This is a genomic window from Pseudomonas silensiensis, assembly GCF_050434865.1.
GTDB classification, from domain to species: Bacteria; Pseudomonadota; Gammaproteobacteria; order Pseudomonadales; family Pseudomonadaceae; genus Aquipseudomonas; species Aquipseudomonas fluorescens_W.
This window is the reverse complement of record NZ_JBNDJH010000025.1, coordinates 18,281-44,007: the sequence shown is the minus strand read 5'-3', so window position 1 is coordinate 44,007 and position 25,727 is coordinate 18,281. Positions and strand designations below refer to the sequence as shown.

25 protein-coding genes and 3 pseudogenes are annotated in these 25,727 nt (G+C 59.2%); 13 read left to right on the top strand and 15 right to left on the bottom strand.

Features of this window, described 5'->3' with window-relative positions:
* Positions 1 to 2 precede the first annotated feature (2 nt).
* The 3 genes from QF010_RS27490 to QF010_RS27480 are packed head-to-tail and all read right to left on the bottom strand — an operon-like array spanning position 3 to position 2,042.
* Positions 3 to 281, bottom strand: a complete 279-nt coding sequence (locus QF010_RS27490; RefSeq protein ID WP_429534310.1) for a lipid-A-disaccharide synthase N-terminal domain-containing protein — start codon at positions 279 to 281, stop codon at positions 3 to 5.
* Complete coding sequence (locus tag QF010_RS27485) at positions 278 to 1,018, bottom strand: glycosyltransferase family 2 protein (protein WP_033057326.1); 741 nt, start codon at positions 1,016 to 1,018, stop codon at positions 278 to 280. The genes QF010_RS27490 and QF010_RS27485 overlap by 4 nt, the downstream gene beginning before the upstream one ends.
* A 46-nt stretch (positions 1,019 to 1,064) precedes the next feature.
* Positions 1,065 to 2,042 (bottom strand): NAD-dependent epimerase, encoded by a 978-nt coding sequence (locus QF010_RS27480; protein ID WP_429534309.1) that lies wholly within the window; start codon positions 2,040 to 2,042, stop codon positions 1,065 to 1,067.
* A gap of 311 nt (positions 2,043 to 2,353) precedes the next feature.
* Here QF010_RS27480 and QF010_RS27475 point away from each other — a divergent pair, with 311 nt between their 5' ends.
* Positions 2,354 to 3,001 (top strand): YceH family protein, encoded by a 648-nt coding sequence (locus tag QF010_RS27475; RefSeq protein ID WP_429534308.1) that lies wholly within the window; start codon positions 2,354 to 2,356, stop codon positions 2,999 to 3,001.
* 7 nt (positions 3,002 to 3,008) lie between these two features.
* On the opposite strand, the gene QF010_RS27470 is transcribed toward QF010_RS27475, so the two are convergent.
* Both QF010_RS27470 and QF010_RS27465 read right to left on the bottom strand, forming a co-directional pair.
* Complete coding sequence (locus QF010_RS27470) at positions 3,009 to 3,527, bottom strand: cupin domain-containing protein (RefSeq protein ID WP_429534307.1); 519 nt, start codon at positions 3,525 to 3,527, stop codon at positions 3,009 to 3,011.
* 12 nt (positions 3,528 to 3,539) lie between these two features.
* Positions 3,540 to 4,391, bottom strand: a complete 852-nt coding sequence (locus QF010_RS27465; RefSeq protein ID WP_429534306.1) for a shikimate 5-dehydrogenase — start codon at positions 4,389 to 4,391, stop codon at positions 3,540 to 3,542.
* 245 nt (positions 4,392 to 4,636) lie between these two features.
* Here QF010_RS27465 and QF010_RS27460 point away from each other — a divergent pair, with 245 nt between their 5' ends.
* The 3 genes from QF010_RS27460 to QF010_RS27450 all read left to right on the top strand — a co-directional run bounded on the left by QF010_RS27460 (position 4,637) and on the right by QF010_RS27450 (position 5,721).
* A complete protein-coding gene (locus tag QF010_RS27460; protein ID WP_033057339.1) occupies positions 4,637 to 5,008 on the top strand; it encodes a hypothetical protein in 372 nt (123 codons plus the stop codon).
* 235 nt (positions 5,009 to 5,243) lie between these two features.
* Entirely contained in the window at positions 5,244 to 5,438 is a 195-nt protein-coding gene (locus QF010_RS27455) for a hypothetical protein (RefSeq protein WP_003179723.1), read from the top strand.
* A 100-nt stretch (positions 5,439 to 5,538) separates the two neighbouring features.
* Positions 5,539 to 5,721 (top strand): hypothetical protein, encoded by a 183-nt coding sequence (locus QF010_RS27450; protein ID WP_033057342.1) that lies wholly within the window; start codon positions 5,539 to 5,541, stop codon positions 5,719 to 5,721.
* On the opposite strand, the gene QF010_RS27445 is transcribed toward QF010_RS27450, so the two are convergent.
* On the bottom strand, positions 5,718 to 6,779 hold the full coding sequence (locus QF010_RS27445) for an AI-2E family transporter (RefSeq protein WP_429510636.1): 1,062 nt from the start codon (positions 6,777 to 6,779) through the stop codon (positions 5,718 to 5,720). The genes QF010_RS27450 and QF010_RS27445 overlap by 4 nt on opposite strands.
* Before the next feature lie 163 nt (positions 6,780 to 6,942).
* On the opposite strand from QF010_RS27445, the gene trhP reads away from it, so the two are divergent.
* Both trhP and QF010_RS27435 read left to right on the top strand, forming a co-directional pair.
* Complete coding sequence (gene trhP, locus QF010_RS27440; RefSeq protein ID WP_429534305.1) at positions 6,943 to 8,268, top strand: prephenate-dependent tRNA uridine(34) hydroxylase TrhP; 1,326 nt, start codon at positions 6,943 to 6,945, stop codon at positions 8,266 to 8,268.
* Between the two features lie 240 nt (positions 8,269 to 8,508).
* Positions 8,509 to 8,631, top strand: a pseudogene (locus QF010_RS27435) (IS481 family transposase); the annotation flags it as partial.
* A 67-nt stretch (positions 8,632 to 8,698) separates the two neighbouring features.
* Here QF010_RS27435 and QF010_RS27430 read toward each other — a convergent pair.
* Entirely contained in the window at positions 8,699 to 9,412 is a 714-nt protein-coding gene (locus QF010_RS27430) for a FadR/GntR family transcriptional regulator (protein ID WP_429510637.1), read from the bottom strand.
* A 281-nt stretch (positions 9,413 to 9,693) separates the two neighbouring features.
* On the opposite strand from QF010_RS27430, the gene QF010_RS27425 reads away from it, so the two are divergent.
* The 3 genes from QF010_RS27425 to ampC all read left to right on the top strand — a co-directional run bounded on the left by QF010_RS27425 (position 9,694) and on the right by ampC (position 13,695).
* Positions 9,694 to 11,040, top strand: a complete 1,347-nt coding sequence (locus tag QF010_RS27425) for an MFS transporter (RefSeq protein WP_429534304.1) — start codon at positions 9,694 to 9,696, stop codon at positions 11,038 to 11,040.
* Between the two features lie 37 nt (positions 11,041 to 11,077).
* Positions 11,078 to 12,421: a glucarate dehydratase gene (gene gudD, locus QF010_RS27420; protein ID WP_429510639.1), complete on the top strand. Its 1,344-nt coding sequence runs from the start codon at positions 11,078 to 11,080 to the stop codon at positions 12,419 to 12,421.
* A 134-nt stretch (positions 12,422 to 12,555) separates the two neighbouring features.
* Positions 12,556 to 13,695, top strand: coding sequence for a class C beta-lactamase (gene ampC, locus QF010_RS27415; RefSeq protein ID WP_429534303.1), 1,140 nt, complete (start codon positions 12,556 to 12,558; stop codon positions 13,693 to 13,695).
* Between the two features lie 79 nt (positions 13,696 to 13,774).
* Here ampC and QF010_RS27410 read toward each other — a convergent pair whose 3' ends face one another.
* A complete protein-coding gene (locus QF010_RS27410) occupies positions 13,775 to 14,143 on the bottom strand; it encodes a DUF6124 family protein (protein ID WP_033057353.1) in 369 nt (122 codons plus the stop codon).
* A 315-nt stretch (positions 14,144 to 14,458) separates the two neighbouring features.
* A complete protein-coding gene (locus QF010_RS27405) occupies positions 14,459 to 15,022 on the bottom strand; it encodes a DUF4174 domain-containing protein (RefSeq protein WP_429534302.1) in 564 nt (187 codons plus the stop codon).
* A 179-nt stretch (positions 15,023 to 15,201) separates the two neighbouring features.
* Between QF010_RS27405 and QF010_RS27400 the strand changes: the two genes are divergently transcribed.
* Positions 15,202 to 15,570 (top strand): VOC family protein, encoded by a 369-nt coding sequence (locus QF010_RS27400; protein WP_033057355.1) that lies wholly within the window; start codon positions 15,202 to 15,204, stop codon positions 15,568 to 15,570.
* 20 nt (positions 15,571 to 15,590) lie between these two features.
* On the opposite strand, the pseudogene QF010_RS27395 reads toward QF010_RS27400, so the two are convergent.
* From QF010_RS27395 to QF010_RS27375, 5 genes and pseudogenes are all read right to left on the bottom strand, one after another.
* Positions 15,591 to 16,805: pseudogene (locus QF010_RS27395) on the bottom strand (ATP-binding protein); the annotation flags it as partial.
* Positions 16,806 to 16,892: 87 nt separating this feature from the next.
* Positions 16,893 to 17,801: pseudogene (locus QF010_RS27390) on the bottom strand (GAF domain-containing protein); the annotation flags it as partial.
* The gene (locus QF010_RS27385; RefSeq protein WP_429534301.1) at positions 17,798 to 18,397 is read right to left on the bottom strand and encodes a biliverdin-producing heme oxygenase; all 600 of its coding nucleotides are present in this window, start codon (positions 18,395 to 18,397) and stop codon (positions 17,798 to 17,800) included. The gene QF010_RS27385 and the pseudogene QF010_RS27390, both read right to left, overlap by 4 nt.
* Before the next feature lie 182 nt (positions 18,398 to 18,579).
* Positions 18,580 to 19,365, bottom strand: a complete 786-nt coding sequence (locus tag QF010_RS27380; RefSeq protein WP_033057357.1) for a sulfite exporter TauE/SafE family protein — start codon at positions 19,363 to 19,365, stop codon at positions 18,580 to 18,582.
* A gap of 102 nt (positions 19,366 to 19,467) precedes the next feature.
* Positions 19,468 to 20,217, bottom strand: a complete 750-nt coding sequence (locus tag QF010_RS27375; protein WP_429534300.1) for a hypothetical protein — start codon at positions 20,215 to 20,217, stop codon at positions 19,468 to 19,470.
* A 252-nt stretch (positions 20,218 to 20,469) separates the two neighbouring features.
* On the opposite strand from QF010_RS27375, the gene QF010_RS27370 reads away from it, so the two are divergent.
* The 3 genes from QF010_RS27370 to QF010_RS27360 all read left to right on the top strand — a co-directional run bounded on the left by QF010_RS27370 (position 20,470) and on the right by QF010_RS27360 (position 23,032).
* Entirely contained in the window at positions 20,470 to 21,618 is a 1,149-nt protein-coding gene (locus tag QF010_RS27370; RefSeq protein WP_033057359.1) for an aldose epimerase family protein, read from the top strand.
* A gap of 92 nt (positions 21,619 to 21,710) precedes the next feature.
* Positions 21,711 to 22,532: an aldo/keto reductase gene (locus QF010_RS27365; RefSeq protein WP_033057360.1), complete on the top strand. Its 822-nt coding sequence runs from the start codon at positions 21,711 to 21,713 to the stop codon at positions 22,530 to 22,532.
* A 29-nt stretch (positions 22,533 to 22,561) separates the two neighbouring features.
* On the top strand, positions 22,562 to 23,032 hold the full coding sequence (locus tag QF010_RS27360; protein WP_429534299.1) for a DUF1810 domain-containing protein: 471 nt from the start codon (positions 22,562 to 22,564) through the stop codon (positions 23,030 to 23,032).
* Here QF010_RS27360 and QF010_RS27355 read toward each other — a convergent pair.
* Positions 22,997 to 25,357, bottom strand: a complete 2,361-nt coding sequence (locus QF010_RS27355) for a DNA polymerase II (protein WP_429534298.1) — start codon at positions 25,355 to 25,357, stop codon at positions 22,997 to 22,999. The two genes, QF010_RS27360 and QF010_RS27355, sit on opposite strands and share 36 nt — an antisense overlap.
* Positions 25,358 to 25,727: the final 370 nt, after the last annotated feature.

The following is a 25,727-nucleotide window of genomic DNA, read 5'->3' as shown; positions in this document are numbered from 1 at the left end:
GTTCAATCCTTCACGGTTGTGCTGCGGGCAATCAATTGCAGGTTGCGCAAATACACGATGGAGCCGAACGCCTGACCGGCGATGAAAACCGGGTCCTGTCGGTAAATGGCATAGGCGAACAGCAGCGTACTGCCGACGATGCTCAGGTGCCAGAAGCTCACCGGAATCACGCTGCGTTTCTTGTATTCGCTGTACAGCCACTGCAGGACAAAGCGACCGGTGAAGGCGATCTGGCCAGTGAAACCGACCACCAACCACAGGGTTTCGCGGGACAGGTTCATCCTTCGATCTCCTGCGCATGGGCATGCAGGCGCGTGCGCCTGATCAGCCACCAGACGCCGATCAGATCGAGAATGCCCACCAGGGCGCGGTCGATGTTTCCGTATTTGGAGACCCCGGCCGTGCGAGGGCGATGGTTGACCGGATGGGTGATCATGCGGCCGTTATGACGCTGGATCAGCGCAGGAATGAACCGGTGCATGTGGTCGAAGTACGGCAAGCGCAGAAACGCCGCGCGCTGTATCAGTTTCAGCCCGCAGCCGGTGTCCGGCGTCTGGTCCTTGAGCATGCGGCTGCGCAGTCCGTTGGCAAAACGCGAGGCCCAGCGCTTGCTCGCGGTATCGCGACGATTGACCCGGTGCCCGGCCACCAACTGAAGGTCGACGCGGCCCTGCTCACTGCGCACTAATGCCAGCATGCCGGGGATGTCCGCCGGGTCATTCTGACCATCGCCATCGAGCGTGGCCAGCCATTGGCCCCGGGCGGCGAGCGCCGCATGATAGAGCGAAGTGCTCTGCCCCAGCGAACGCTCATGGCGCAGGATACGCAACGTGTCCAGGCCGCTGTGCCGGGTCTGCCGCAGTTCCTGCAAGGACGCGTCAGTACTGCCATCGTCCACAACGATGATTTCATACGCCTCATCGGCCAGTGCGATACGGATTTCTTCGAGCAGCGATTTGAGATTGCTCGCCTCGTTCTTTGCCGGAATCAGCACGGATACAAATATGTCTTGGCTCATAGAGGCCCCTATTACCCTGGATTTTTTATTATCAAGGGCCAACGTTTTATCTCTGGTAAAAGTGGCGATACCACTTCACAAATTCCGCGACGCCAGCCTCAACCGTCACTTGTGGACGGAAATCGACCCACTGCGCCAATGCCGACACATCCGCCCAGGTCTTGACCACGTCGCCAGCCTGCAGCGGCAGGAAGTTGCGCCGGGCCTCCCTGTCCAATGCCGACTCCAGACATTCGACGAAATCCAGCAACGCCACCGGTGTGCCGCGCCCGATGTTGAAGATCCGGTTGGCGCCATCGCCAGGTCCGTCCGATAACGGCGGTCTTGGGCGCAGCCGCGCAATGCTTTCGACGATGTCGTCGATGTAGGTGAAGTCGCGCGACATCTGGCCTTGGTTGTAGAGGTCAATTGGTCTGTCGTTAAGGATCGCTTCGGTAAATTTGAACAGCGCCATGTCGGGGCGCCCCCAAGGTCCGTAAACGGTAAAAAAACGCAGGCCGCTGGCCTTCAGTCCATACAGATGGCAATAGCTGTGGGCCATCAGTTCGTTGGCACGCTTACTGGCGGCATACAACGAAATCGGATGATCGACGGGGTCTTCGACGCTGAACGGCATTTTGCTGTTGGTGCCGTACACCGAACTGCTCGATGCATAAATCAGATGCTCGGGGCGATGGTGCCGGCAGGCTTCCAGCACATTCAGAAAACCCGTCAGGTTCGATTGCGCATACACGTCCGGGTTGTCCAGCGAATAGCGAACGCCCGCCTGGGCAGCCAGATGGATAACCTCGGTGAAGCCGTGATCCTTGAACAATGCCATCAAGGCCGGTTTGTCGACGATATCCAGCGCCTGGAAACGAAAGCCCGCCAAGGGCTTCAGCTCCTTGAGCCGTGCGTGTTTGAGTTCCACGCTGTAGTAGTCGTTGAGATTATCGATACCGACCACCTCAAGACCTTCCTGACACAGGCGCTTGACCGTGTGATACCCGATGAAACCGGCGGCGCCGGTGACCAGTACGGTCATAGCGGGCGCGCGCCGATCAGCGCATTATTGCGGGTCGATGCCCACGTCAACTTCATGCCTTGCTCCACTGCACAATTAATAAGGCCGGTGACGTCGTCGATAGGAATTTTCGCCGTACCCGTGATGAGCCGCAGTCCGCTGCAGCCCTGCATACGGTGCACGTCTGATTGTTAAGATTACGTAACAGATTGATTTAGCTTTTGTGACCATTGCCAATCGTACGGCGACGAATTCAGTTGCCATTGGCACACGTCAATCTAAAGTGCATGCCAGCAGGAGAAAATCATGAACCCGGGAAGGAATGCAGAATCATGAGCACCGAGCAAGAAACGACCTTCGACGAGCCGCGACTCAACAGCACGGAAATCCGCATTCTGGGGTCGTTGATCGAAAAACAGGCCACCAGCCCGGAAACCTATCCGCTGACCCTCAATGCGCTGGTGATTGCCTGCAATCAGAAAACCAGCCGCGAGCCGGTGATGAACCTGACCCAGGGTCAGGTCGGCCAAAGCCTGCGCGCCCTCGAAGGACGCGGCTTTACCAAACTGGTGATGGGCAGTCGTGCGGATCGCTGGGAACACAAAGTCGACAAGGCACTGGAACTGGTGCCGGCTCAGGTCATTCTTGCGGGGCTGCTGTTCCTGCGCGGTCCGCAAACGGTCAATGAACTGCTGACCCGCAGCGGCCGCATGCATGACTTTGAAGATGCCGAGCAGGTGGTGCATCAACTGGAACGCTTGATCGCTCGCGGTCTGGCACTGTTGATCCCGCGCCAGGCCGGTCAGCGTGAAGACCGCTACATGCACGCCTTGGGCGACCCGGCGGACATCGAAGTGATCCTGGCGGCACGGCAGAACCCGACCGAGCGTGGCGCGAATGGCGGCGTATCGGTTGAGCGGATCGAAGAGCTTGAGGCGCGAATTGCGGCGCTGGAAGAGCGTCTGGCCCGCCTCGAATAACCCTGCGCTACTCGCCGTCCCAATAATCCACGCCGTCCGCCGGCCTGGCGACGGCGACGAAGCCTGAGGTATTGCCCTCGGCGTCGACCTTGAAGTCGTCCATCACCGCGTACTTGCCGGAATCCGGGTACTCGCAAATCTCGGGTGACTGCTGGGTGCTGACCGCCAGGTAGCGCAGCTCAGCGTTGCTGGTGTTGATGATCTGGTGCGCGGCTTCAGGGCCGCCCGGCGGGCAGGCAATGACATCACCGGCGCGGACGGGAAAGCGCTCAGCGCCCAAGCGAATCTCCCCCTCCCCGGCCACGATGTAAAACATCTCCTCGTTGACCCGATGACTGTGAAACGGGCTGCCACGCATCCCCGGTTCCAGCGCATACAGGCGATAACCCAGCTTCTGCGCGCCCAGTTGCTGGCCGATGCGCGCCTGCCGTTGCTGATAGCGGTCGGCGGTGTCTCCCGTCGGGGCAAACGCTTCGGGCAGCGGCTCTAGTTCGGCCTGATCCAGATTAAGAATGGCAGGATGCATGAGTCACCTCAGTCACGGTTTCGCTGGCGGGGCAGCAGGATAGCCAAGGCCACTTCGGGCAAATTCCACGGCGTTGTGAAACTGCTCATCGGTCGGTCGCACCCCGGTGTACAGCACGAACTGCTCCAGCGCCTGGATCGCGATCACTTCCAGCCCGGTGATCACTCGCTTGCCTTCAGCACGAGCGCGCACAATCAACGGTGTTTCCGAGGGAACTGCCACTACATCGAAGACAATCTCGGCAGCGGCGATGGTTTCAACATCGAACGCCAGTTGATCGGCCTCAGGGCCGGACATACCAATCGGTGTGACGTTGATCAGCATCTGCGGCCGCTCCGAACCCAGCTCCGCTTGCCATCGATAGCCCAGCGAGTCGGCCAACGCCCGTCCGGAACGCTCGTTGCGGGCAACGATCAGGCCATTTTTGTAGCCACCATCGCGCAAGGCGCTGGCCACCGCCTTGGCCATGCCGCCGCTGCCGCGCAGGGCAAAGGTCAATGCCTTCGGCACCTGGTGGGTGTCAAGTAACTGGGCGATCGCGATGTAGTCGGTGTTGTAAGCCTTGAGATGGCCGTCAGTGTTGACGATGGTGTTGATCGATTGAATGGCCGCAGCGGAAGGATCCAGTTCATCGACCAGCGCAATGCAAGCCTCCTTGAACGGCATCGACACGCCGCAACCACGAATCCCCAGAGCGCGAATGCCGCCAACGGCGCCTGGCAGATCCTGACTGCTGAAGGCCTTGTAGTAAAAATTCAGGTCCAGTTGCTCATACAGATGATTGTGAAACCGCAGGCCGAAGTTCCCGGGACGTGCGGAAAGCGACATGCACAGCTGGGTGTCTCTGTTGGGGTTCATCTGCATGAAAAATCTCCTTGAATAGCACTTTCAGATGGACGGGATTAGCCAATCCATCGGGTCTGATCGATCATAACGGTGTGTCTGTACACGGCCTCACAGAACCGTAAAGAAGCGAGTACAGACCTTACACAAAATTTACCCAACGGCTGTGCTGATTTTGAAAAAAACGCTGTCTTAGAAGTATCCCCGCGACAATCCTTGGGTCTATTGCAGACACAAGCGCAGGGGCGAAGAACCGAGGAACTATCATGATCCGTAAAATCCCCACAGTAGCCTTGCTGATCGGTGCTCTTGCTATCGCAGGGCAGGCAGAAGCTGGCGGCGGTCACGGCGGTCACGGTTGGGAAGGGCCGGCGGTATTTGGCGCGATCGTTGGCTCGGCCATCGTCGGTTCGGCCATCATCAACAGCAATCGGCCGGTCTATGTACAGCAACCGGTTTACGCTCAACCACAACCGGTTTACTACGCCCCGCCACCGGTTTATTACCAGCCGGCACCGGTCTATGTGCAACAACCGGTCTATTACGGCCCGCCGCCGGTTTACTACGGACCGCCACGTGGTTATTACGGTCCACCGCGCGGTTACTACGGCCCTCCCCACGGCTATGGCCGTTGGTAACGGAATCATCAGGCCCCGCCTCAACAGCGGGGCCTTTTTTGTGACCGTCCGTCGGCAGAAGTCTGGATAAATCTCGCCAAGGTCGCTGTCGGGACAGTCTTTGCGGTTCAAATTGGCAAGATTGACTCGCCGCCCTTCCCCCGCTTTGGGGAAAACGGTCATATTTATGTCATGTCGGGTCCGCACTCTTGGATCTGTCCGTTAACAACAGGTTGATAAAAACAAGGACGACCTCATGCCCACGCAAAACCCGCACCGCATTGTCGGCTTGTGCACTTCCAGCAAGGTGTACAACGCACTGACCGAACTCAAGCACCTGGAAGGCCATCGCAGCGCCAAGTTTCTTTCGCTGCTGGCAGAAAACCTGGTGCGAAAAGGCCTGCTCAACGAGCAGGAAGTGGTTCATATGCTGGATCTGGTGGTCGACTGAAGCGAAGCCTCATTGGCATCAATGACGACTATCGAAAGCGTTGATTGTCCGTTCAAGCGTCCGGCCCGTAAGGTAGCTCCATAGATTGATGGAGGTACTTATGTCCCAGGTTCAGATCATGTCCGTTATCGGCAGCGCCGTTCCCGCATCACTTAGAGAGCTCGGATTGCTCGCCTGTTGGTACCTGGTGCAGGACGGCGAACCGATCAGCGGCCCGCTCACCTCACTGCCGGCCGCCCAGGCACTGTCGCAACGCATCGGCCAAGGCCATATCAGCGCTTAAGGCAGCTGTACCCGCGGCTTGGTTTCAATAAAGATCGCCCAGCTCGACATGAACAGCGCAGCGATCAGCGGCCCGATCACAAAGCCATTGAGGCCGAAGATCGCCAGACCGCCAAGGGTCGAGATCAGGATCAGATAGTCCGGCATCTTGGTATCCTTGCCCACCAGGATCGGTCGCAGCACGTTATCCACCAGGCCGATCACAAAAACCCCGAACAGCCCCAGCACCACGCCCTGCCAGATCGCTCCGGCGAACAGGAAAAACGCCGCCACCGGCGCCCAGACGATCCCCGCCCCCACCGCTGGCAACAGCGACAGAAACGCCATCAGCACCGCCCAGAGCAACGCGCTCGGAATATCCAGAAACCAGAAAATCAAACCGCCCAAGGCGCCCTGCGTGATCGCCACCAGCAGGTTGCCCTTCACTGTCGCCCGCACTACACGATTGAACTTGAGTTGCAAACGGCGTTTCTGGTGCTCTTGCAGCGGCACGGCAGCGCGTACTTTGCGGGCCAGTTCGGCGCCGTCCCGCAGAAAGAAGAACAGCAGGTAGAGCATGATGAAAAAGCTCACCACAAAATCGAACGTGCCTTGGCCGAAACTGAACGCCTGCGTGGCGATAAACTCATTGCCTGTCACCGCACTCTTGATGATTTTCTCCCGCAGCCCGTCCAGCTCACCTACCCCGGCCCGATCGAGCAAGTGCTGGAAGTACGGCGGCAGGCTGTGTTTGAAATGCGTCACGTACCCGGCGATGTCCAGTTCGCCGCTTTCGATGCTCTTGTACACCGAGGTCCCTTCCTGGACCAGCAAGATACTGAGGACAATCACCGGCAGAATCGCGATCACCAGACAGATGCTCAGGGTGAGCAGCGACGTCAGGTTGCGCTCCCAGCCGTATTTCAGTTGCAGTCGTCGCTGCAGGGGCGCGAAGAGGATGCCGAGGATCACCGCCCAGAACACCGCGCCGTAAAACGGCAGCAATATCCAGATGAAGGCGACGGTGACCAGCCCCAGCAAGATCACCAGTGATTTGTTTTGTACTGTCTCTTCGTTCATGTCCGATCCATGTCAGTCCGCAAGGACACAATGTCGCGCCTTGATACTTAGTCCTCCACGGTTCGCGCGAGTGCCATCCGTTTGTTCATCAAGCATAGATCCAGATCAATGAACCCCGCGGGCAAGCCGCTTACTCTCGGCGGCTTTTGTGACCGACTCTGCCATGACTCTCCTGCCTCCAGAACTGCTCGCCCCCGCCGGCACCCTGAAAAACATGCGATATGCCTTCGCCTACGGCGCCGATGCGGTGTACGCCGGTCAGCCGCGCTACAGCCTGCGGGTGCGCAACAACGAATTCGATCACCCCAATCTGGCCCTCGGCATCCACGAGGCCCAGGCTCAAGGCAAGCGCTTCTATGTGGTGGTGAACATCGCCCCGCACAACGCCAAACTGAAAACCTTCCTCAAGGATCTGGAACCGGTGATTGCCATGGCGCCGGATGCGCTGATCATGTCCGATCCAGGCCTGATCATGCTGGTCCGCCGGCATTATCCGCAGATGCCGATTCACCTTTCGGTACAGGCCAATACGGTGAACTGGGCCAGTGTCGAGTTCTGGCAGCAACAAGGCTTGAGCCGGATCATCCTGTCGCGGGAACTGTCCCTGGAAGAAATCGCCGAAATCCGCCAGCAAGTCCCGGCGATGGAGCTGGAGGTGTTCGTCCACGGGGCCTTGTGCATGGCCTATTCCGGTCGCTGCCTGCTGTCGGGCTACATGAACAAGCGCGACGCCAATCAGGGCAGTTGCACCAATGCCTGTCGCTGGAAATATTCGGCGCAAGAGGCCACGGAAAATCAGCTCGGCGAGATCGTACAGACCTTCCAGCCCGAACCGACCCTGGGCATCGGCGCCCCGACCGATCAGGTGTTCCTGTTGCAGGAAGCCAATCGGCCCGATGAATTGATGCCGGCCTTCGAAGACGAACACGGCACTTACATCATGAACGCCAAGGACCTGCGAGCCGTGCAGCACGTCGAGCGCCTGACACAGATGGGCGTGCATTCATTGAAAATCGAGGGCCGGACCAAATCCCACTTTTACTGCGCACGAACCACTCAGGTTTACCGCCGGGCAATCGACGACGCGGTGGCCGGTCGCGAGTTCGACCGCAGTCTGATGACGGACCTGGAATCCCTCGCCCAGCGCGGCTACACCGAAGGTTTTCTGCGGCGGCATGTGCATGACGAATACCAGAACTACCAGCACGGCAGTTCGGTGTCGGAGCGGCAGCAATTTGTCGGCGAGCTGACCGGCGAGCGGCGTGACCGGATGGCGGAGGTCAAGGTGAAGAATCGATTTGGTCTGGGCGACCACATGGAACTGATGACGCCCAAGGGCAATTTCCACTTTGATCTGCATCAGCTGCAGAACGTCAAAGGCCAGCCCATCGACGTGGCGCCGGGGGACGGGCACACGGTGTACCTGCCGATTCCGGATGCGGTGGATTTGCGGTTTGGGTTGTTGATGCGGGATGTGGGCACAGTTTAGATCCTCACCCTCACCCTAACCCCCTCCCAGAGGTAGAGGGGACTGACCGATGTGTTCTTAGGGCGACATCGACCTGAAATTCCGAGTCGAACTCAGGTTTGAAAGGCTTGAAGATCGGCTCCCTTTCCCCCTCTCCCCTCTGGGGAGAGGGATGGGCGGGGTAAAAACCGGGTACATCCTTTACGTTTGAGACCGGGGACATGGTTTACAGGTATCAATCATGGTCAGGAGGTACTGACCATGCCCTGGAATCGAGAGTCCCCGATGGATCAGCGAGTGAAATTAATCCATGACTGGCTTAGCGGCAGTTACAGCAAGAGCCAACTGAGTCGACGATATGGCGTTAGCCATCGAGCCGGTGATTGAGTGTGTCGTCGAGCAATTGGCCTCACCAGCGCCTGATCCAGACTGGTGCCCACAAAATGCAGGGTCAGCGATCGGCCGAAAACCGGTCGCGACTGTTGGTCAGGTGCAGCCACATGGCCGCCCGCGCCGCGTCTGGATCCTGGCGTTTGATCGCATTGAGAATCGCCTCGTGCTCAAGGTTGGCCAGCTGCCCGAGCTTGCTCAAGTCCACCGCGCCGCGCTCGGCGGCATTGACGCGGGTGCGCGGGATCATGGCGCTGCCCAGGTGCTGCATGATTTCGGTGAAGCACACGTTGCCGGTGGCTTCGGCGATCAGCAGGTGAAAGCGCTTGTCGGCTTCGACGCAGCTGTCGTTGTTGGCCAGCAGGCTTTGATAGTCGTCCAGCGCTTCGCGCATCTGCGTCAGTTGATGCTCGGTGCGACGGGTTGCCGCCAGTGCGGCGGCCTGGGTTTCCAGACCCATGCGCAACTCCAGAATGCTGCGCACCCCCAGCGCGGTATCGACGTTCAACCGCAGCCCCTGCTCCGGTGCTCGTTCAATCACAAAGGTGCCGATGCCGTGGCGGGTTTCCACGAGACCGGACGCCTGCAACTTCGAGATTGCCTCGCGCACCACCGTGCGACTGACCCCGTGCTCCTGAACAATCGTGTTCTCGGACGGCAGCTTGTCCCCGGGCAGCATCTGGCCGAGCAAGATGCTCTGGGTCAGTTTGGCGACCAGGTCATGAGCCAGGTTGTGGGTGCGCTTGCGGGCAGGCGCGTCGAGGTCTTCTTGCATGGCGATCATCCGGAAGCAGGGCTACCGGAATCGTAGCACTGCGCTCGATGGGAATCTCAAGAAAACACCCACCAACTTGTATGACAACACTCAACAAATCGGCTATTCGAGCCCACAAGAAAGGTCGTACATCACGGAAAAAGAATAACAAACGCTCTATAAAGCGCCATTTTGTTGGGCGATCACTCTTGCGTGATGAAAAAACGTAGTTGTATGATGTCTATCAACAACGCAACACCCAGTCACACCCCGCATAAAAATAATCAGTGGGAGATAACGCAGTGAATACATCCATATCCGGGATGAACGATGGCGCCGATTCGGTCCTGAAATCCGCCATCTCGAAAGTGAAACGCCATGTTCTGCCGCTGTTCGTGATCATGTTCATCGTCAACTACATCGACCGTGTGAACATCGGCTTCGTCCGCGCCCACATGGAACATGACCTGGGCATCGGCGCTGCCGCCTACGGCCTCGGCGCCGGTCTGTTCTTCATCGGTTACGCGCTGTTTGAAGTCCCCTCCAACATTCTCCTGCAAAAAGTCGGCGCTCGAATCTGGCTGACCCGCATCATGCTGACCTGGGGCCTGGTCGCCGCTTGCATGGCGTTCATCCAGAACGAAACCCACTTCTACATCCTGCGATTCCTGCTCGGCGTGGCCGAAGCCGGTTTCTTCCCCGGAGTGATTTATTACTTCACCCGTTGGTTGCCTGGCGTTGAACGCGGCAAGGCGATTGCCATCTTCCTCAGCGGTTCGGCGATTGCTTCGCTGATCTCCGGCCCGCTGTCCGGGTTACTGCTGCAAATCAGCGGTTTCGGGATGCACGGCTGGCAGTGGATGTACTTCATTGAAGGGATGTTCTCGGTCGGGCTGTGCGTGTTCGTCTGGTTCTGGCTGGACTCCAAACCCCACGACGCCAAATGGCTGAGCCGCGCCGAACAAGACGCGCTGGTCAAAGCCATCGACGACGAACAACTGGCCCGCGAAGCCGCGACGCCGATCAAGCCGTCGTTGGGCACACTGCTCAAGGATCGCCAGATCATCCTGTTCTGCCTGATCTATTTCTTCATCCAATTGACCATCTACGCCGCGACCTTCTGGCTGCCGAGCATCATCAAGAAGATGGGTGACCTGAGCGATATTCAGGTCGGGTTGTTCAACTCGATTCCATGGTTGCTGTCGATCGTCGGCATGTACGCCTTCGCTTCGCTGTCGGCCAAATGGAAGCATCAACAAGCGTGGGTCGCCGCGGCCCTGCTGATTGCAGCAGCCGGGATGTTCATGTCCACCACCGGCGGACCGATCTTCGCCTTCGTTGCAATCTGCTTTGCTGCGCTGGGTTTCAAATCGGCGTCGTCGCTGTTCTGGCCGATTCCACAGGCCTATCTGGATGCGCGGATCGCTGCCGGCGTGATCGCGCTGATCAACTCGGTGGGCAACCTCGGCGGCTTCGTCGCGCCGACCACGTTCGGCCTGCTGGAAGAACGCACCGGTTCGATTCAGGGCGGGCTGTACGGCCTGGCCGCGACCTCGATCATTGCCGCAATCATCGTCTTCGCCGCACGCAACAAACCGAAATCCGCACCTGCCGCTGCACTGGCCAAACCAGCGCCCAATCACGCCTGAACACTCATGTAAGAGCACTGTTTTGAAGGACATGACAATGAACACACAAGAAACCGCCAAAGCCCCGATCATCACCAGCATGCAGGTTGTTCCGGTGGCCGGCCACGACGGCATGTTGCTCAATCTGAGCGGTGCTCACGGGCCATTTTTCACCCGTAACATCGTGATCCTCAAGGACAACGCCGGTCACACCGGCGTCGGTGAAGTACCGGGCGGTGAGCGCATTCGCCAGACCCTCGAAGATGCTCGCTCCTTGGTGGTCGGCAGCCCGATCGGCACTTACCAGAAGATCCTCAATCAAGTGCGCCAGACCTTCGCCGATCGCGATGCCGGCGGTCGCGGGTTACAGACGTTCGATTTGCGCATCACCATCCACGCCGTCACCGGCCTGGAAGCCGCCCTGCTCGATCTGCTCGGTCAGCACCTGGACGTACCGGTTGCCGCCCTGCTCGGCGAAGGTCAGCAGCGTGATGAAGTGAAGATGCTCGGTTATCTGTTTTATGTCGGTGATCGCGACGAAACCGACCTGGCCTACCGCAGCGAGCCGGACGCCGACAACGACTGGTTCCGCGTGCGTCACGAAAAAGCCATGACCGCCGACGCCGTGGTGCGTCTGGCCGAAGCCGCCCACGCTCGCTACGGTTTCAAGGACTTCAAACTCAAGGGCGGCGTGCTCAGTGGCGATCAAGAAATCGAAGCCGTCACCGCCCTGGCCGAACGCTTCCCCGATGCGCGCATTACCCTCGATCCGAATGGCGCGTGGTCACTCAAGGAAGCCATTCGCCTGTGCCGGGATCAGCATCACGTACTGGCTTACGCCGAAGACCCATGCGGCGCGGAAAACGGTTATTCAGGCCGGGAAGTCATGGCTGAATTCCGTCGTGCCACAGGCCTGAAAACCGCGACCAACATGATCGCCACCGACTGGCGGGAAATGGGCCACGCGATCCAGTTGCAATCAGTGGACATTCCGCTGGCCGACCCGCACTTCTGGACCATGCAGGGCTCGGTCCGCGTGGCGCAGATGTGCAATGAATGGGGCCTGACCTGGGGTTCGCATTCCAACAACCACTTCGATATTTCCCTGGCCATGTTCACCCACGTCGCGGCCGCCGCGCCGGGTGAAATCACCGCCATCGATACGCATTGGATCTGGCAGGACGGCCAGCGCCTGACCAAAGCGCCGCTGCAAATCGTCGGCGGCTGCGTACAGGTGCCGAAGAAACCAGGGCTGGGCGTCGAACTGGACATGGATCAACTGGCCAAGGCTCATGAGTTGTACAAAGGCATGGGATTGGGTGCGCGGGATGACAGCGTGGCCATGCAGTTTCTGATTCCCGGATGGAAATTCGATAACAAGCGGCCGTGTCTGGTGCGCTGATTCAGCGGTCGCGCCTGGCCTGTTAACAATCAGCCCGGCTCGCCTAAAGGCGGTCGGGTTTAAAAACCGTTCGGAAGGTTGCGTTTAACACCCTAAAATAGCGCGCAATTGAATCACTGACGGACCAAACCAACATGGATAGGCTGAAAACTCTCGCCGTTTGCGTGGCGCTGCTCGCCACTGGCCAATGTGTCGCACAGGATCAAATCGAAACGGTGGTGAATGCCGCCGTACGACCGGTCATGCAAGCCCAGGCCGTTCCCGGAATCGCCGTGGCCGTGACCGTCAACGGAAAGCCGTATTACTTCAACTACGGCGTGGCTTCGAAAGAGAGCGCACAACCCGTCACTGAAAACACCCTGTTCGAGATCGGTTCGGTAAGCAAAACCTTCACCGCCACCCTCGCCGCCTACGCTCAGGCCTCCGGCAAACTGTCCCTGTCGGACAAGGCCAGCAGCGTGCTGCCGGAACTGCGTGGCAGCGCGTTCGATAACATCAGCGTGCTGCAACTGGGCACCTACAGCGCCGGTGGCCTGCCGCTGCAATTCCCCGACGAGGCCGATGCACCGGACAAGATGCTCGGCTATTTCCAGCAGTGGAAACCGACCTATGCCGCCGGCACGCATCGGCAATATTCGAACCCGAGCCTGGGGTTGTTCGGTTATCTGGCAGCCCAAAGCATGGGCGCGCCGTTTGATGACGTGATGGAAAAAACCCTGCTGCCGAAACTCGGGCTGAAACACACCTACCTCACAGTGCCGCAAGCTCAGATGGGGCTTTACGCTCAGGGTTACAACAAGGAAGACAAACCGGTGCGAGTCGGGCCGGGAGCGCTGGATTCGGAGGCTTATGGGGTCAAAACCAGCGCGGCGGACATGATTCGCTATGTTGAGGCGAACATGAAACCGGCCAGCCTCGAAGACCCGATGCAACGAGCAATCGCCACGACGCACACCGGTTACTACAAGGTCGGCGACATGACTCAAGGCCTCGGATGGGAGTTCTACCACTACCCGGTCACCCTCGATACATTGCTGGCGGGTAACTCGACGCAGATGGCGATGGAGGCTCACGAAGTCCAGTGGTTGACCCCGCCGCAACCTCAACCGGAAAGCGTGCTGATCAACAAAACCGGCTCAACAAGCGGCTTCGGTGCCTACGTGGCGTATGTGCCGTCGAAAGACATCGGCATTGTGATCCTGGCCAACAAAAACTACCCGAACCCTGAGCGGATCAAGATTGCTCATACGATATTGAGTGCACTGGCGAAGTAACCAAGAGCAACTAGATCTCTAATAGGCAAACAAAATGGGCGACCCCTTTGAGGTCGCCCATTGTCGTTACTGCGTCAGCTCAATGCCGAGTCGGCGGCTGAGCGTCAGGTGCATCGCTTCTCGGATCAAGATTTTCCCGTGCCTGATTCACCAACAACTCAGTGACCGCCGCCAAATGCTGAATCGACAGCAGCACCTTGCGGTTCGAGCCTTCCAGTATCCCGGCAAAACTCGCAATCAGAACATTCAGGGAGGCAAGGTTTTCGCAGGCCTGATTCAGCAGGGTCAGTGTGTCGACACCGGGGGCAACAGTGAAAACCTGCTGGGTCGTGGCGGGACGCCCGGGGCTTCGGGTGACTGCGCCTTTTGCGGTTTCACACGGCTTCGCGGGGCCGGAATGATCGGCGTCAGTTGGGGTTTGCGGTTGATGCTTGCTGAACTTTTTCACAGACGAGGCTCCTTGTTGTGCCATTGGTGTTTTCGTCCCTGGATCCCTCAGTGTCGCGGATTCCCACGTCCGACCGCGATTTTGCGGTGGCTGACGAAGGCTAGCGGTGCTCTCTGACAGAAACCAGTTCATCAAGACCGACAGAACTTGCAGGAAACTTCCGAGACCAATAGAAGCCAATACATCTCACCCCGGAACACCCGGTTTTTTTAGCAACTGCCGAGCAAACAAAATGGGCGACCTCTTGAGGTCGCCCATTTTTCATTGTTGTAGCAGTTGGCGCAGCCTGCGTTCGGCTGCTCCAAAAGTCTGCGTTTAATCATCCGGCATTTCAGGGGGTTTGGCAGGCTTCGCCGGTTTGCCCGGTTTTGCACCTTTGGCACCCTTGGTGGCCGGTTCCGCTACAACGGGCATCGCGACCGCCGGCGCTGCGGCTTCTTTTTCAGTCGCTGGCAAGGCGTCGATGGTATCGAAGATTTTCTTCAAATTGACCGATTTTGATTCATCCCCCGAACTCTCGAACTTCTTCTCGCCGTCCTTGCCCACCAGGATGACTTTGGGTAACGCCCCCGCGCCGAGTTTCAGCGAGCGAATCAGTGCCATGGTGTCCTGTTGGCCGAGATCCTTGCCGTCGAGTTGACCGAACATGTTCAGCACGGTGTACACCCTGATATTGCGTTGGGCGACACCCTCCTTGTTGGCTGGATCGTCCAGCGACTTTTTCAGGCCCACCCAGACCGGGTCAACCGTGCTGGGAGCAATCACAATCAGTGGCCGGGCCCTGCCCTTGTCAATATCCAGAGGTGAGCCATCATCGGCGGCAAACAAGGGGCCGGCGAAAGCCAGCAGAGTAGTCAGGATCAATGACCTGATGAGCATGCGCATCTCCTTTTGATATCCACGCTCTAATGATTGCGCATCGCGGCGTTCGTTCCGGGTGACGCACGCAATTATGTCTCGCCTTGCCCCAAGCTTAGGTCAGGGCGGTCATTGCGCAACAGGCTGAGCTAATCTCATAGCTCAATAACGACGCCCTGAACCGCCGTGAGGACCCGTGCATGAGCGCTCAGTTGAACCACACCATCGTCTGGTGTCGCGACAAGCAGACATCAGCCAACTATCTGGCAGACATCCTCGGTCTGCCCCGCCCCGAACCCTTCGGCCCGATGCTGATCGTCAAGTTCGACAACGGTGTGTCGCTGGACTTCTACGACAATGAGCCGCCGATTGCCTCCCAGCACTACGCGTTTTTGATCGGTGACGACGATTTCGATGCGGCCTTCGCCCGCCTGCAAGCCCGAAAGCAACCCTGGTGGGCCGACCCCGGCAAACAACGACCGAACGAGATCAACGATTACGGCGGTGGCCGGCGAGTTTACTTCGATGACCCGGACGGGCATCTGCTGGAAATTCTGACCCGGGCCTAAGCCGCGCCCGTCACCAACGCCGGAATGGAAAAGGTGAAGACGCTGCCAACCCCCGGTTCGCTCTCGGCCCAAAGCTCTCCGCCATGGGCCTGCACGATGCTGCGGCAGATGTACAAACCCAGGCCACTGCCGTTGGGATTTCCGTCACGAACCGACCAGTAGCGCTCGAAGATGTGCGGCAAATGCACGGCGTGGATACCGCCGCCATTGTCGCGTACCGAGATCAGCACCTTGCCGTCTACCTGGCGGGCGCTAAGGTCGATACGTCCGCCTGAGGGGGTAAATTTAATCGCGTTGCCCAACAGGTTCGACAGCACCTGGAACAACCGCTGGGGATCAGCGTCGATGCTCAACCCTTCAGAACTGCTGCAGTTGAGCTCGATGTTTTTGTGGGACGTGAGGGTCACCAGCAACGAACAGGCTTCCTGAAGCAAATCGACCACATCCAGCGGCCTGCACGCGAGTGGGTATTTGCCTGCATCGAGTTTCGACTTGTCCAGCAAATCGACAATCAGGGTGTTCATCCTTGCGGTGGCTTCTTCCATGGTGCCGAGGGCCGCGCTCATCCGCACGGTATGCTTGCCTTCGTCCTTGGCGACCAGGCGCTGCATCATTCCGCATTGCATGATGATGATGGTCATGGGATTGCGCAGGTCATGGGACACCACCGCCACCAACTCATCACGCTCGCGGACCGCTTGATGCTCGCGGAGCACCTGACGGGCGAGGTCGTTTTCGATGGCATTGCGGCGCAGTTCTCTGACCGCATAAGCATCCGCCGTGCTCCATTCGCGCGCCCTGCCCTCGACTTGCTGTTCCCACAGCGCAAAGGAGGTACGCGGCTGCAGACGGTTGTCGGTCCCGGCACTGAAATGCTCGTCAGGATTGCCGCTCCACTTCATGCTGGAGCGCAGTTGCGGGCGGAACCACAGGACGCCGTTGTCCACAGGCTTGGGCAGTACGAAAGCCAGCAGACCGCTGGCCACATCGCTGTAGCGCGCGCTGGCACCGTGCAAGCCTTGCAGGTGGTCAGTCAACAGCGGCTCGCCGCTTGCCAGGCATTGCTCGCGCACCCACAGGTAAAGGGCGCGCACCTGCTCGACCGTCGGGCACTCACCGAACAACTGCAAGCGATCTTCGATCAATACGGCAACGCCACTGGCCTCGGTCAGGTCCAGCAATTGCGCCGGGTGGTTGAGCAGCCCCTCCAGCACACCCCTATCAGCCAGGCGCATCGCTGTGGTCAGTTCAGTGATCAGCCGGGATTTCTGTTCACGCTGACGCTGTTCGTCCCGGGTTTGCAGGGCCGTGATCTGCACGCTGAGCAATTGGGCGATCGCGGCGCACATCGTGCGCACCGAGTGACTGACCAGCAACGGTTCAGGATGGGCACACGTGATCAGCCCCCAAAGCTGATCGCTCTCCAGCAGCGACAGGCTCATGGAGGCCCGCACGCCCATGTTTTCCAGGTACTGGCAGTGCACTGGCGACACGCTGCGCAGGACCGAAAACCCCAGATCCAGAGGCTGCCCGGTATCAGGGCGCAACACTGGAAGAATCGGCACCGGCACATAACGCGCATCCGGGATCACCCGAATCCAGTTCAGGCGATACAGCTCACGCGCCTGCGCCGGAATGTCCGAGGCGGGGAAGCATTGACCCAGGTAACCGGACAGAACACCGCCCAGCGCCTCGCTGATGACCTGCCCGTGCCCCGCCGGCTGGAAACGATAAATCATCACCCGGTCGAAGCCGGTCAGGCGGCGGATTTCATCGACACTGACGGTGTACAAGTCCTCCAGCGTGCTGGCTGCCTGCATCCGTCGCAGAGCCCGAAGCAGGATGGCGGTGTTGTCCGGTGTGGCGTCGTGCAACGGCTCCAGCTCAAGAATAATCACACCGTCACGTCGGTTGAGCGATCCGTTGAACCGCTGCCCCCCTATCTCCAGCGACAACGGATTGGCGTCCTCCAGGTCATTCAACAACAGCGCCTGACGAACCTGCTCTGTCGCCGTAGCGCCCGACAGCAGCGCCAACGGTTGCTGCAATAAAGCCGCCGCCGTCTGACCGAGCAACGCAGCACAATTGCGGCTGATCTGCTGGATGATCAACTCAGGCTCACTCAGGGTCAGCAGAACGCCATGGGGCTGGATCGACCCCGGAATCCGGATCGCTTCACTGGCGCATTCGGCGAGCGCGGCGTCGAGTTGCTCATCGGTGAGGCGGTTCATACCAATACCTCGCAGCGCTCGAGCCAACCTTCGAAGGCCTCGAAAGTCGCTTGGGCCGCAACCACCGACTTCGCTCGTTCAACGGGATCACACACCTCATACAGGCACGCCAGGAAACCGCGCCACATCAGCAAGGTCGACGGGCCGTACACCGAAAAAAACCGGCCGCCCGTGTGTTCATCGATGCCGAGGCGCGAGTACAGGCCGTTGCGCAGCGATTGCCCACCCAGCGTCGCACCTTCCAGGACGTACAACACGCCCAGCACATCGGCAATGGAGCGGGGCTGAAGGGAAAACGGGCAGAGGGGGATGGCATCGATGGCGGCAGCGTCCAGACCCAAGGCATACAGATCGGCCTCAAGCGACGGGGTTTTGCTACGCATCAGCCAGTCCAGACCGGGAATGTTCGTCGCCACCGGGAACAGCAGGTTTTCCAGCGGCCGATAAAAACCGTAGTAGGCCTCGATCAGGCGGGTGTAGAGCAATAAATCGGCAGTGAAAAACGGAATGCGCTTTTCCAGCACCAGATGCTGCCGGGTCGTGGCGGTGCGCAGCTCACTGAGGATCAGCGGCAGGCTTTTGGACGGGGCGGTCACGACAGTGTGTCGAAGCAATACCCGGCTTCGTGGCTTTGATACTCGGCGATTGGCGTGGACACGTGCCACCTCTAGTCGATCACGGGAAAATGCCGACAGGTCATTCAAGGTGAATGCAGGCTGGCTTTCCACCGTAGCACCTATGCGGTGCAGGAGGTGGTTTGTTTCTGGAACGGGCGAAATCAGAACGCCAGTTTGTACCCGATCAGCACCAGCATCGTGGCCAGGCAAGGTCGCAGCACTTCATCGGAGATGCGGCCAGTCAGGTGGCTGCCCAGGTAAATCCCCGGCAGCGAACCGATCAGCAAATAACCCAGCACGTGCCAATCCATGTTGCCCATGCTCGCATGGCCGAGGCCGGCCACCAGGGTCAGCGGTACGGCGTGCGCGATTTCCGTGCCCACCAGGCGGCGGGTCGGCAACAGCGGATAGAGAATGAACAACGCGACGGTGCCCAAGGCGCCAGCGCCGATGGAGGTCAGGGCAACCATGGTGCCGAGGACCAGACCGGTGATCACGGTCAGTGCATTCAAGCGCTTGCCGCTGGGGTTGTAATGACCGCCCGCGCGTTTGTGAGCGAAATCGAGCAGGCGTTTCTTGAAGAAAATCGCCAGCGCCGTGGCAAACAGCACAAAGCCCAACGCCTGTTTGATGACCGCGTTCATCGCCTCGGGCGACGTTTGCAAGGTGCTCAGGAACCACAACGTCAGCGCCACCGCCGGCACACTGCCGAGGGTCAGCCAACCGGTAATGGCCCAGTCGATGTTCTTGTTCTTGCGATGAACCAGCACGCCACTGGACTTGGTAATTGCCGCGTACAGCAAATCCGTCCCCACTGCGGTGGCCGGATTGACGCCGAACCACAACAGAATGGGAGTCATCAAAGAACCGCCACCCACCCCGGTCATCCCGACAATAAAGCCGACCACCAGACCTGCCACGACTAAACCGAAATTACCGAATTCCATTAACACGCCCACAAAAAACGCATGAAAAATCTGGTCCGCAGCATAGCGATTTTTCTTATAACCAGTTATATCGATGCGATCTATATTTATGCACTTTTTCGTTTACTGCACGGGCAAGAAATTCAAAAACAGCAAACTCTGCGCGTAATTCAAGCCGATCCGTCGGTAGCGCTCGTCAAGCATCTGCGTCAGCAAATCCAGCCGCGCGACGATCTTGCCGAACTCCACGGCGAAACTCAGGTTGCTGCCCTCCTCCGAAATTTCGTTGGAGAACAGCAAAGGCTCGCCGTTCTTGCTTTGTCGCTGGCTGAGTATCCAGGTGGCTTTCTCGATGTTGCGGGCAGCGTTGCTGACGAACGTCGGGTTGATCGCATCGGTCATGTAGAACTCGATCCGATTGCCGTGGGCAGTCACGAGCATGCTGCCAATGGCATAGATGAAGGCACCGACGCGGTCGCCGAGAAACTCCGGGCTCATGGCATAACTCAGCGCTGCCAGGTCTTTTTTGCCACCCAGGGTCGGCAGCGGCTGTTGCTGTTCGATGGCCATGCGCACTTGCTTGCCAGCGGTGCGGGCGTCGAGGAAACCGGATTTTTTCAGCTCCTCCGGGTTACGCAGGTAGAGCTTGCTCATCAGCAGGTAGAGGCTGTCGAGGTTGTCACGCATCGTCAGGGTCGCCATGCGGTCGACGCTGGTCTGGAGGAATTCCTGGGGTTTGCCTTCACGGAACTGGGTGACGATGTCGCTGCCCTGCTGCTGACTGCACCCAGAGGCTGCGAGCATCGACAAGCAGGCCAACAGCAGGCAATAGCGGCGGATTGACGGGGTGGTGCGGGGTAAAACTCGAGCCATGGGTTCTTGAACTTGGGCATGGGCCGGCGGTGGGGATTCGCCGCAGGCTGGCCAAGGATAGAGCCGTGAATCCTTGAAAAGTGCGGTGCCGGCGGTCCGTAAGCCCTGACAACTGTTAAGAGGATCACCAAATTAGTCATACTTTATAATTGCAACAGCTCCTACATCAGCTATAAATCCTTCCTTGATCGCATTGAAACGCGATTATTAGTATGACTACTTCGTTAAAAACAACAAAAAGGAAGGTCAACCATGCTTCAATCCCGATACCCACTCTGCGGCCTTGGACTGTCCCTGATGATCGCCACCCTCTGCGCCCAGGCCGCCGGCCTGTCCAGCGAACACAAGGCCTTCGGCAAAACCAATGACGGCACGCCCGTCGAGCAATACATCTTGCGCAACAGCCATGGCCTGACCGCCACGGTCATTACCTACGGCGGCATTTTGCAGTCGCTGAAAGTGCCGGACAAAAACGGCAAGCTCGACGATGTAGTGCTCGGTTTCGATAACGTGCAGGGCTATCAGAGCGGCACGGCGTACTTCGGTGCGACCATCGGACGCTTCGGCAATCGCCTGGCCAACGGTGCTTTCGAACTGGACGGCAAGCGCTATCAGGTACCGCTCAACGACGGTTCCAATTCGCTGCACGGCGGCCCTCGGGGTTTTGACAAAGACGTCTGGAAAGCCCAACCGAGCAACGGCAAGGATTCGGTCGGCGTGACCCTGACATACCTGTCGGCGGACGGTGAAATGGGCTTTCCCGGCAACCTGAAAACCGAGGTCACCTACAGCCTCACTGAGCAAAACGAGTTGCGCATCGACTACAAGGCTTCCACCGATAAAGCCACAGTGTTGAACCTGACCAATCACAGCTATTTCAACCTGGCCGGCGCCGGTAACGGTGATGTGCTGAAACAGCTCGCCACCCTGCACGCCAGCCATTACACGCCGGTCACCGGAAAATTAATCCCGACCGGCGAACTGGCCCCGGTGGCCGGCACACCGATGGACTTCACCCAACCGACCGCCATTGGCAAGAACATCAAGGCCGATCACCCACAGTTGAAATTTGCCGAACCGAAACAGGGCGGCTTCGATTTCAACTGGGTGCTGAACGCCATGGGTGATGTGGGCCAACTCGCCGCCGAGGTCAGCGATCCGCAATCCGGTCGTCGCTTGCAGCTCTACACCACCGAACCCGGTGTGCAGTTCTACACCAGCAACTTCCTCGACGGTTCGGTCAAGGGCAAGGCTGGCAAGGTCTATCCGCACTGGGGCGCGTTCACGCTGGAGACTCAGCACTATCCGGACTCGCCGAATCAGCCGACCTTTCCGTCCACGCGCCTGGACCCGGGCAAGACCTATGCCCAGAGCACTGTGATGAAGTTTTCTGCCCAATAACCCAGGACACTTCCTTTCTGGTGCTCGATGGAACCACCGGGCTATTCTGCTGCCCACTGATGTATCGATCGAAATTCAGAAAGGAGGTTTGAATGCGGACCCTCGAACTGGCCGGCGTCAACGTACCGGTCATCGGCCAAGGCACCTGGCGCATGGGCGAAGATCGTTCCCGGCACACCCAGGAAGTGGCTGCATTGCGTCAGGGCATCGAACTCGGCATGACCCTCATCGACACCGCTGAAATGTACGGCGAGGGCGGCGCTGAGGAAGTGGTCGGTGAAGCCATCGCCGGCAGGCGTGACGACGTCTTTCTCGTCAGCAAGGTGTACCCACACAACGCCGGCCGCAAAGGCATCCCCCAGGCGTGCGAACGCAGTCTGCGGCGGCTGGATACCGATTACATCGATCTCTACCTGCTGCACTGGCGCGGCCAGTACCCCCTTGAAGAAACGGTCGAAGCCTTCGAACGCTTGCGCGAAGAAGGCAAGATCGGTCGCTGGGGCGTCTCCAATTTTGATGTCGACGACCTGGAGGAACTGGCCTCACCGGCCTGTGCCACCAATCAGGTGCTCTACAACCTGGAAGAACGCGGCATCGAGTTTGATCTGTTGCCCTGGAGCCGCCAGCATCACATGCCGGTCATGGCCTACTGTCCGATCGGTCAGGGTGGGCCTATGCTGAACCATACAACCCTCAAACAAATAGCCGCCCGTCACCGTGTGACGCCGGCCCAGGTAGCACTGGCATGGATGCTGCGTAAGGAAGGCGTGATCGCCATCCCCAAGGCGGTCCGACCCGAGCACGTACAACTCAACGCGCAAGCGGCGCAATTGCAATTGGAGACTGGGGATCTGGAGGCGCTGGACCAGGCGTTTCGCGCGCCACAACGCAAACAGCGGTTGGCCATGGTCTGAGCCATCGCTGTCTGTCAGAGGGCTTCGGCATGAGAAGCACTGATCAGGACGATTCCTTTAATCTGCAACGCTTTATCCAGGCGCAGGACCCGGTGTTCAAACGGGTCCAGGCCGAGCTGAACGCCGGTCACAAGCGCAGTCACTGGATGTGGTTCATCTTTCCGCAATTCTCAGGATTGGGCGGCAGCGAGATGTCCCGCCACTTTGCCATTCGTTCCAAAGAGGAAGCCGCGGCGTACCTCAATCATCCGCTGCTGGGTTCACGGTTGCGCACCTGCACGCAATTGGTGCTGAACATCGAAAACAGCTCGATTGCGGCCATCTTCGGTCACCCGGACAATCTCAAGTTTCACTCTTCCATGACGCTGTTCGCCCAGGTTGCCGGCGCCAACAGCGACTTTCATCGAGCACTTGACCAGTATTTCCACGGCATCCTGGATGACTGGACGTTGTTGCTGCTGGATTCAAAACAGGCCCAACTGCCCACCCACCAAGGTTGAAAAGTCGTCGTCCACGAAGGGCAGAATGGCGTCCGCCACCGGTTGCAGCTGGCGGGAGACGTAGTGGTCGTAGTCGATGGGCGCGCTGCGGATTTCCAGCGGCTCGGGCCCGGCGACGGTGATCACGTAACTGATCCAGCCACCGTTCTGGTATTGCCGCGGACGGCCCTGCTGGTCGTTGTACTCATCGGCAATCCGCGCGGCCCGCACGTGGGGCGGCACGTTGCGCTGATAGTCATCGAGGGTGCGGCGCAGGCGCTTGCGGTAGATCAGGCGATCGTCGAACTCCCCCGCCAACGTCTTGCGCACGTAGTCGCGCACATAATCCTGATAGGGTTTGCGATTGAAAATGCGCAGGTACAGCTCCTGCTGGAACTGCCGGGCCAACGGCGACCAGTCGGTGCGCACGGTTTCCAGGCCTTTGTAGACCATTTCGTCGGTCCCATCGGCGCGGGTCACAAGCCCTGCATAGCGCTTCTTGCTGCCCTCCTCGGCGCCGCGAATGGTCGGCATCAGAAAGCGCTTGTAGTGGGTTTCGAACTGCAACTCCAACGCACTTTCCAGACCGTATTCCTGCTGCACGTGCTCGCGCCACCACTGGTTGACGTGATCCACCAGCGCGCGACCGATCTGCGCGGCTTCTTGTTGACCATGGGCACGGCGCAGCCAGACGAAGGTCGAGTCGGTGTCGCCGTAAATCACCGTGTGGCCCTGGGCTTCGATCAACTGTCGCGTACGCAGCATGATTTCGTGGCCGCGCAGCGTGATGGACGACGCCAGGCGTGTATCGAAGAAGCGGCAGCCGCTGGAGCCGAGCACGCCGTAAAAGGCGTTCATGATGATCTTCAGGGCTTGGGACAACGGCGCGTTGTGTTCGCGCTTGGCGGTTTCGCGACCTTCGGCGACTCGGGCGACAATCGAAGGCAGGCAATGCCGGGTTCTGGAAAAACGCGCACCGCGAAAGCCTGGCACCGACTCGCTGTCATCGGGATGTTTAAGCCCCTCGATCAAGCCCACCGGGTCGATGAGGAAGGTACGGATGATCGATGGATAGAGGCTTTTATAGTCGAGCACCAACACCGACTCGTACAGGCCCGGTTGCGAGTCCATGACAAAACCGCCGGGGCTGGCCTGCGCAGGCTTGTTCCCAAGGTTCGGCGCGACGAAACCCTGGCGGTGCATCAGCGGCATGTAAAGGTGCGTGAACGCCGCCACAGAGCCGCCACTACGATCCGCCGGCAATCCGGTGACGCTGGCCCGTTCCAGCAGGAAGGTCAGCAGCTCGGTCTTGGCGAAAATCCGCGTCACCAGCTCGCAGTCCTTGAGGTTGTACTTGGCCAGGGCCGGTTTGTCCTCGGCGAACATGCGGTTGATTTCGTCCATGCGCTGGTACGGATTGTCGATCGACTTGCCCTCGCCGAGCAGGGTTTGCGCGACGTTTTCCAGGCTGAACGAGGGGAAACTCCAGGTCGCCGAGCGCAGGGATTCGATGCCGTCGATGATCAGCCGGCCAGCAGCCGAAGCGAAGTAATGGTTGCGGCTACCGTGTTCGCGCCACTGCATTTCCTCGCCGCCACGCCCCAGTTTCAGCGGCACCGCCAGGCGCCGGGCGTGTTCGTGGAGCACGCGCAGGTCGAATTGCACGACGTTCCAGCCGATGATCGCGTCGGGGTCATGGCGAGCGAACCACTCGTTGAGTCTTTTCAGCAGCAGGGTTCGGGAATCGCAATATTCGAGCTGGAAATCCACTTCGCTGTCGTCGCCATTGGGCGGGCCCAGCATGTAGACCTGGCGCTCGCCGCAGCCTTCCAGCGCGATGGAATACAACTCGCCCTGAGCGGTGGTTTCGATGTCCAGGGAGACCAGCCTGAGGCTCGGGCGATAGTCGGGGTCGGGTTTCATTTGCGCATCGAGCAGCAGGCCTTCGGCGTTCGGCGTGCCACTGAACCGGACCGGCGCGGTGATGAAACGCTCCATCATGTAGCGCTCCGGCGGGCGCACATCGGCTTCGAACATGTCGACGCCGGCCTTGCGCAGCGCGGTTTCCAGGCGTATCAACTGGCCGTGCTGCTGGCAATACAGACCGAGTACCGGGCGGTGCTCGAAATCCAGCAATGCCAACGGCCGCAGCTCGACGTTCTTTTCGCCGCGCAGCAGCGCTTCGGCCTGCTCGCGCTGGGCGGCGGGGATGAACGCCACCGACGGTTGATGAGGCAGGCGGATCCGCTGGGGACCGGTGTCGGTCGCCAGCCAGAACTCGACTTCCGTACCGGCCGGGGTATCGCGCCAATGCCGGGTCAGGACGAAGCCCCGCTGTAAATCCACCACTGCAACCTCACATTTGATTCAGGTCGCAATTCTACGCGCCATTGCGGGTGGAAAGCGTGGAGGCTTATGGATTTGGCAGCCTTTAGAACCACCCCTCACCCTAACCCTCTCCCCACGGGGTAGAGGGGACTGACCGAGGTGTTTTCAAGAGATATTGCGACCGAGAAAATTGAGTCGAACTCAAGTTCGAAAACCATGAAGATCGGCTCCCTTTCCCCCCCTCCCCCGTGGGGAGAGGGGTGGTTCTTGAAGTCGCTGCCAGATTGCAGGTGTTTATCGACCTGGTACGGAGATATTCGAAAGAAAAACCGCTGAATGGCGTTTTTTGCGTGTTATCTGCCGCTTTCTCCCTTGCCCTCAGCGCCCG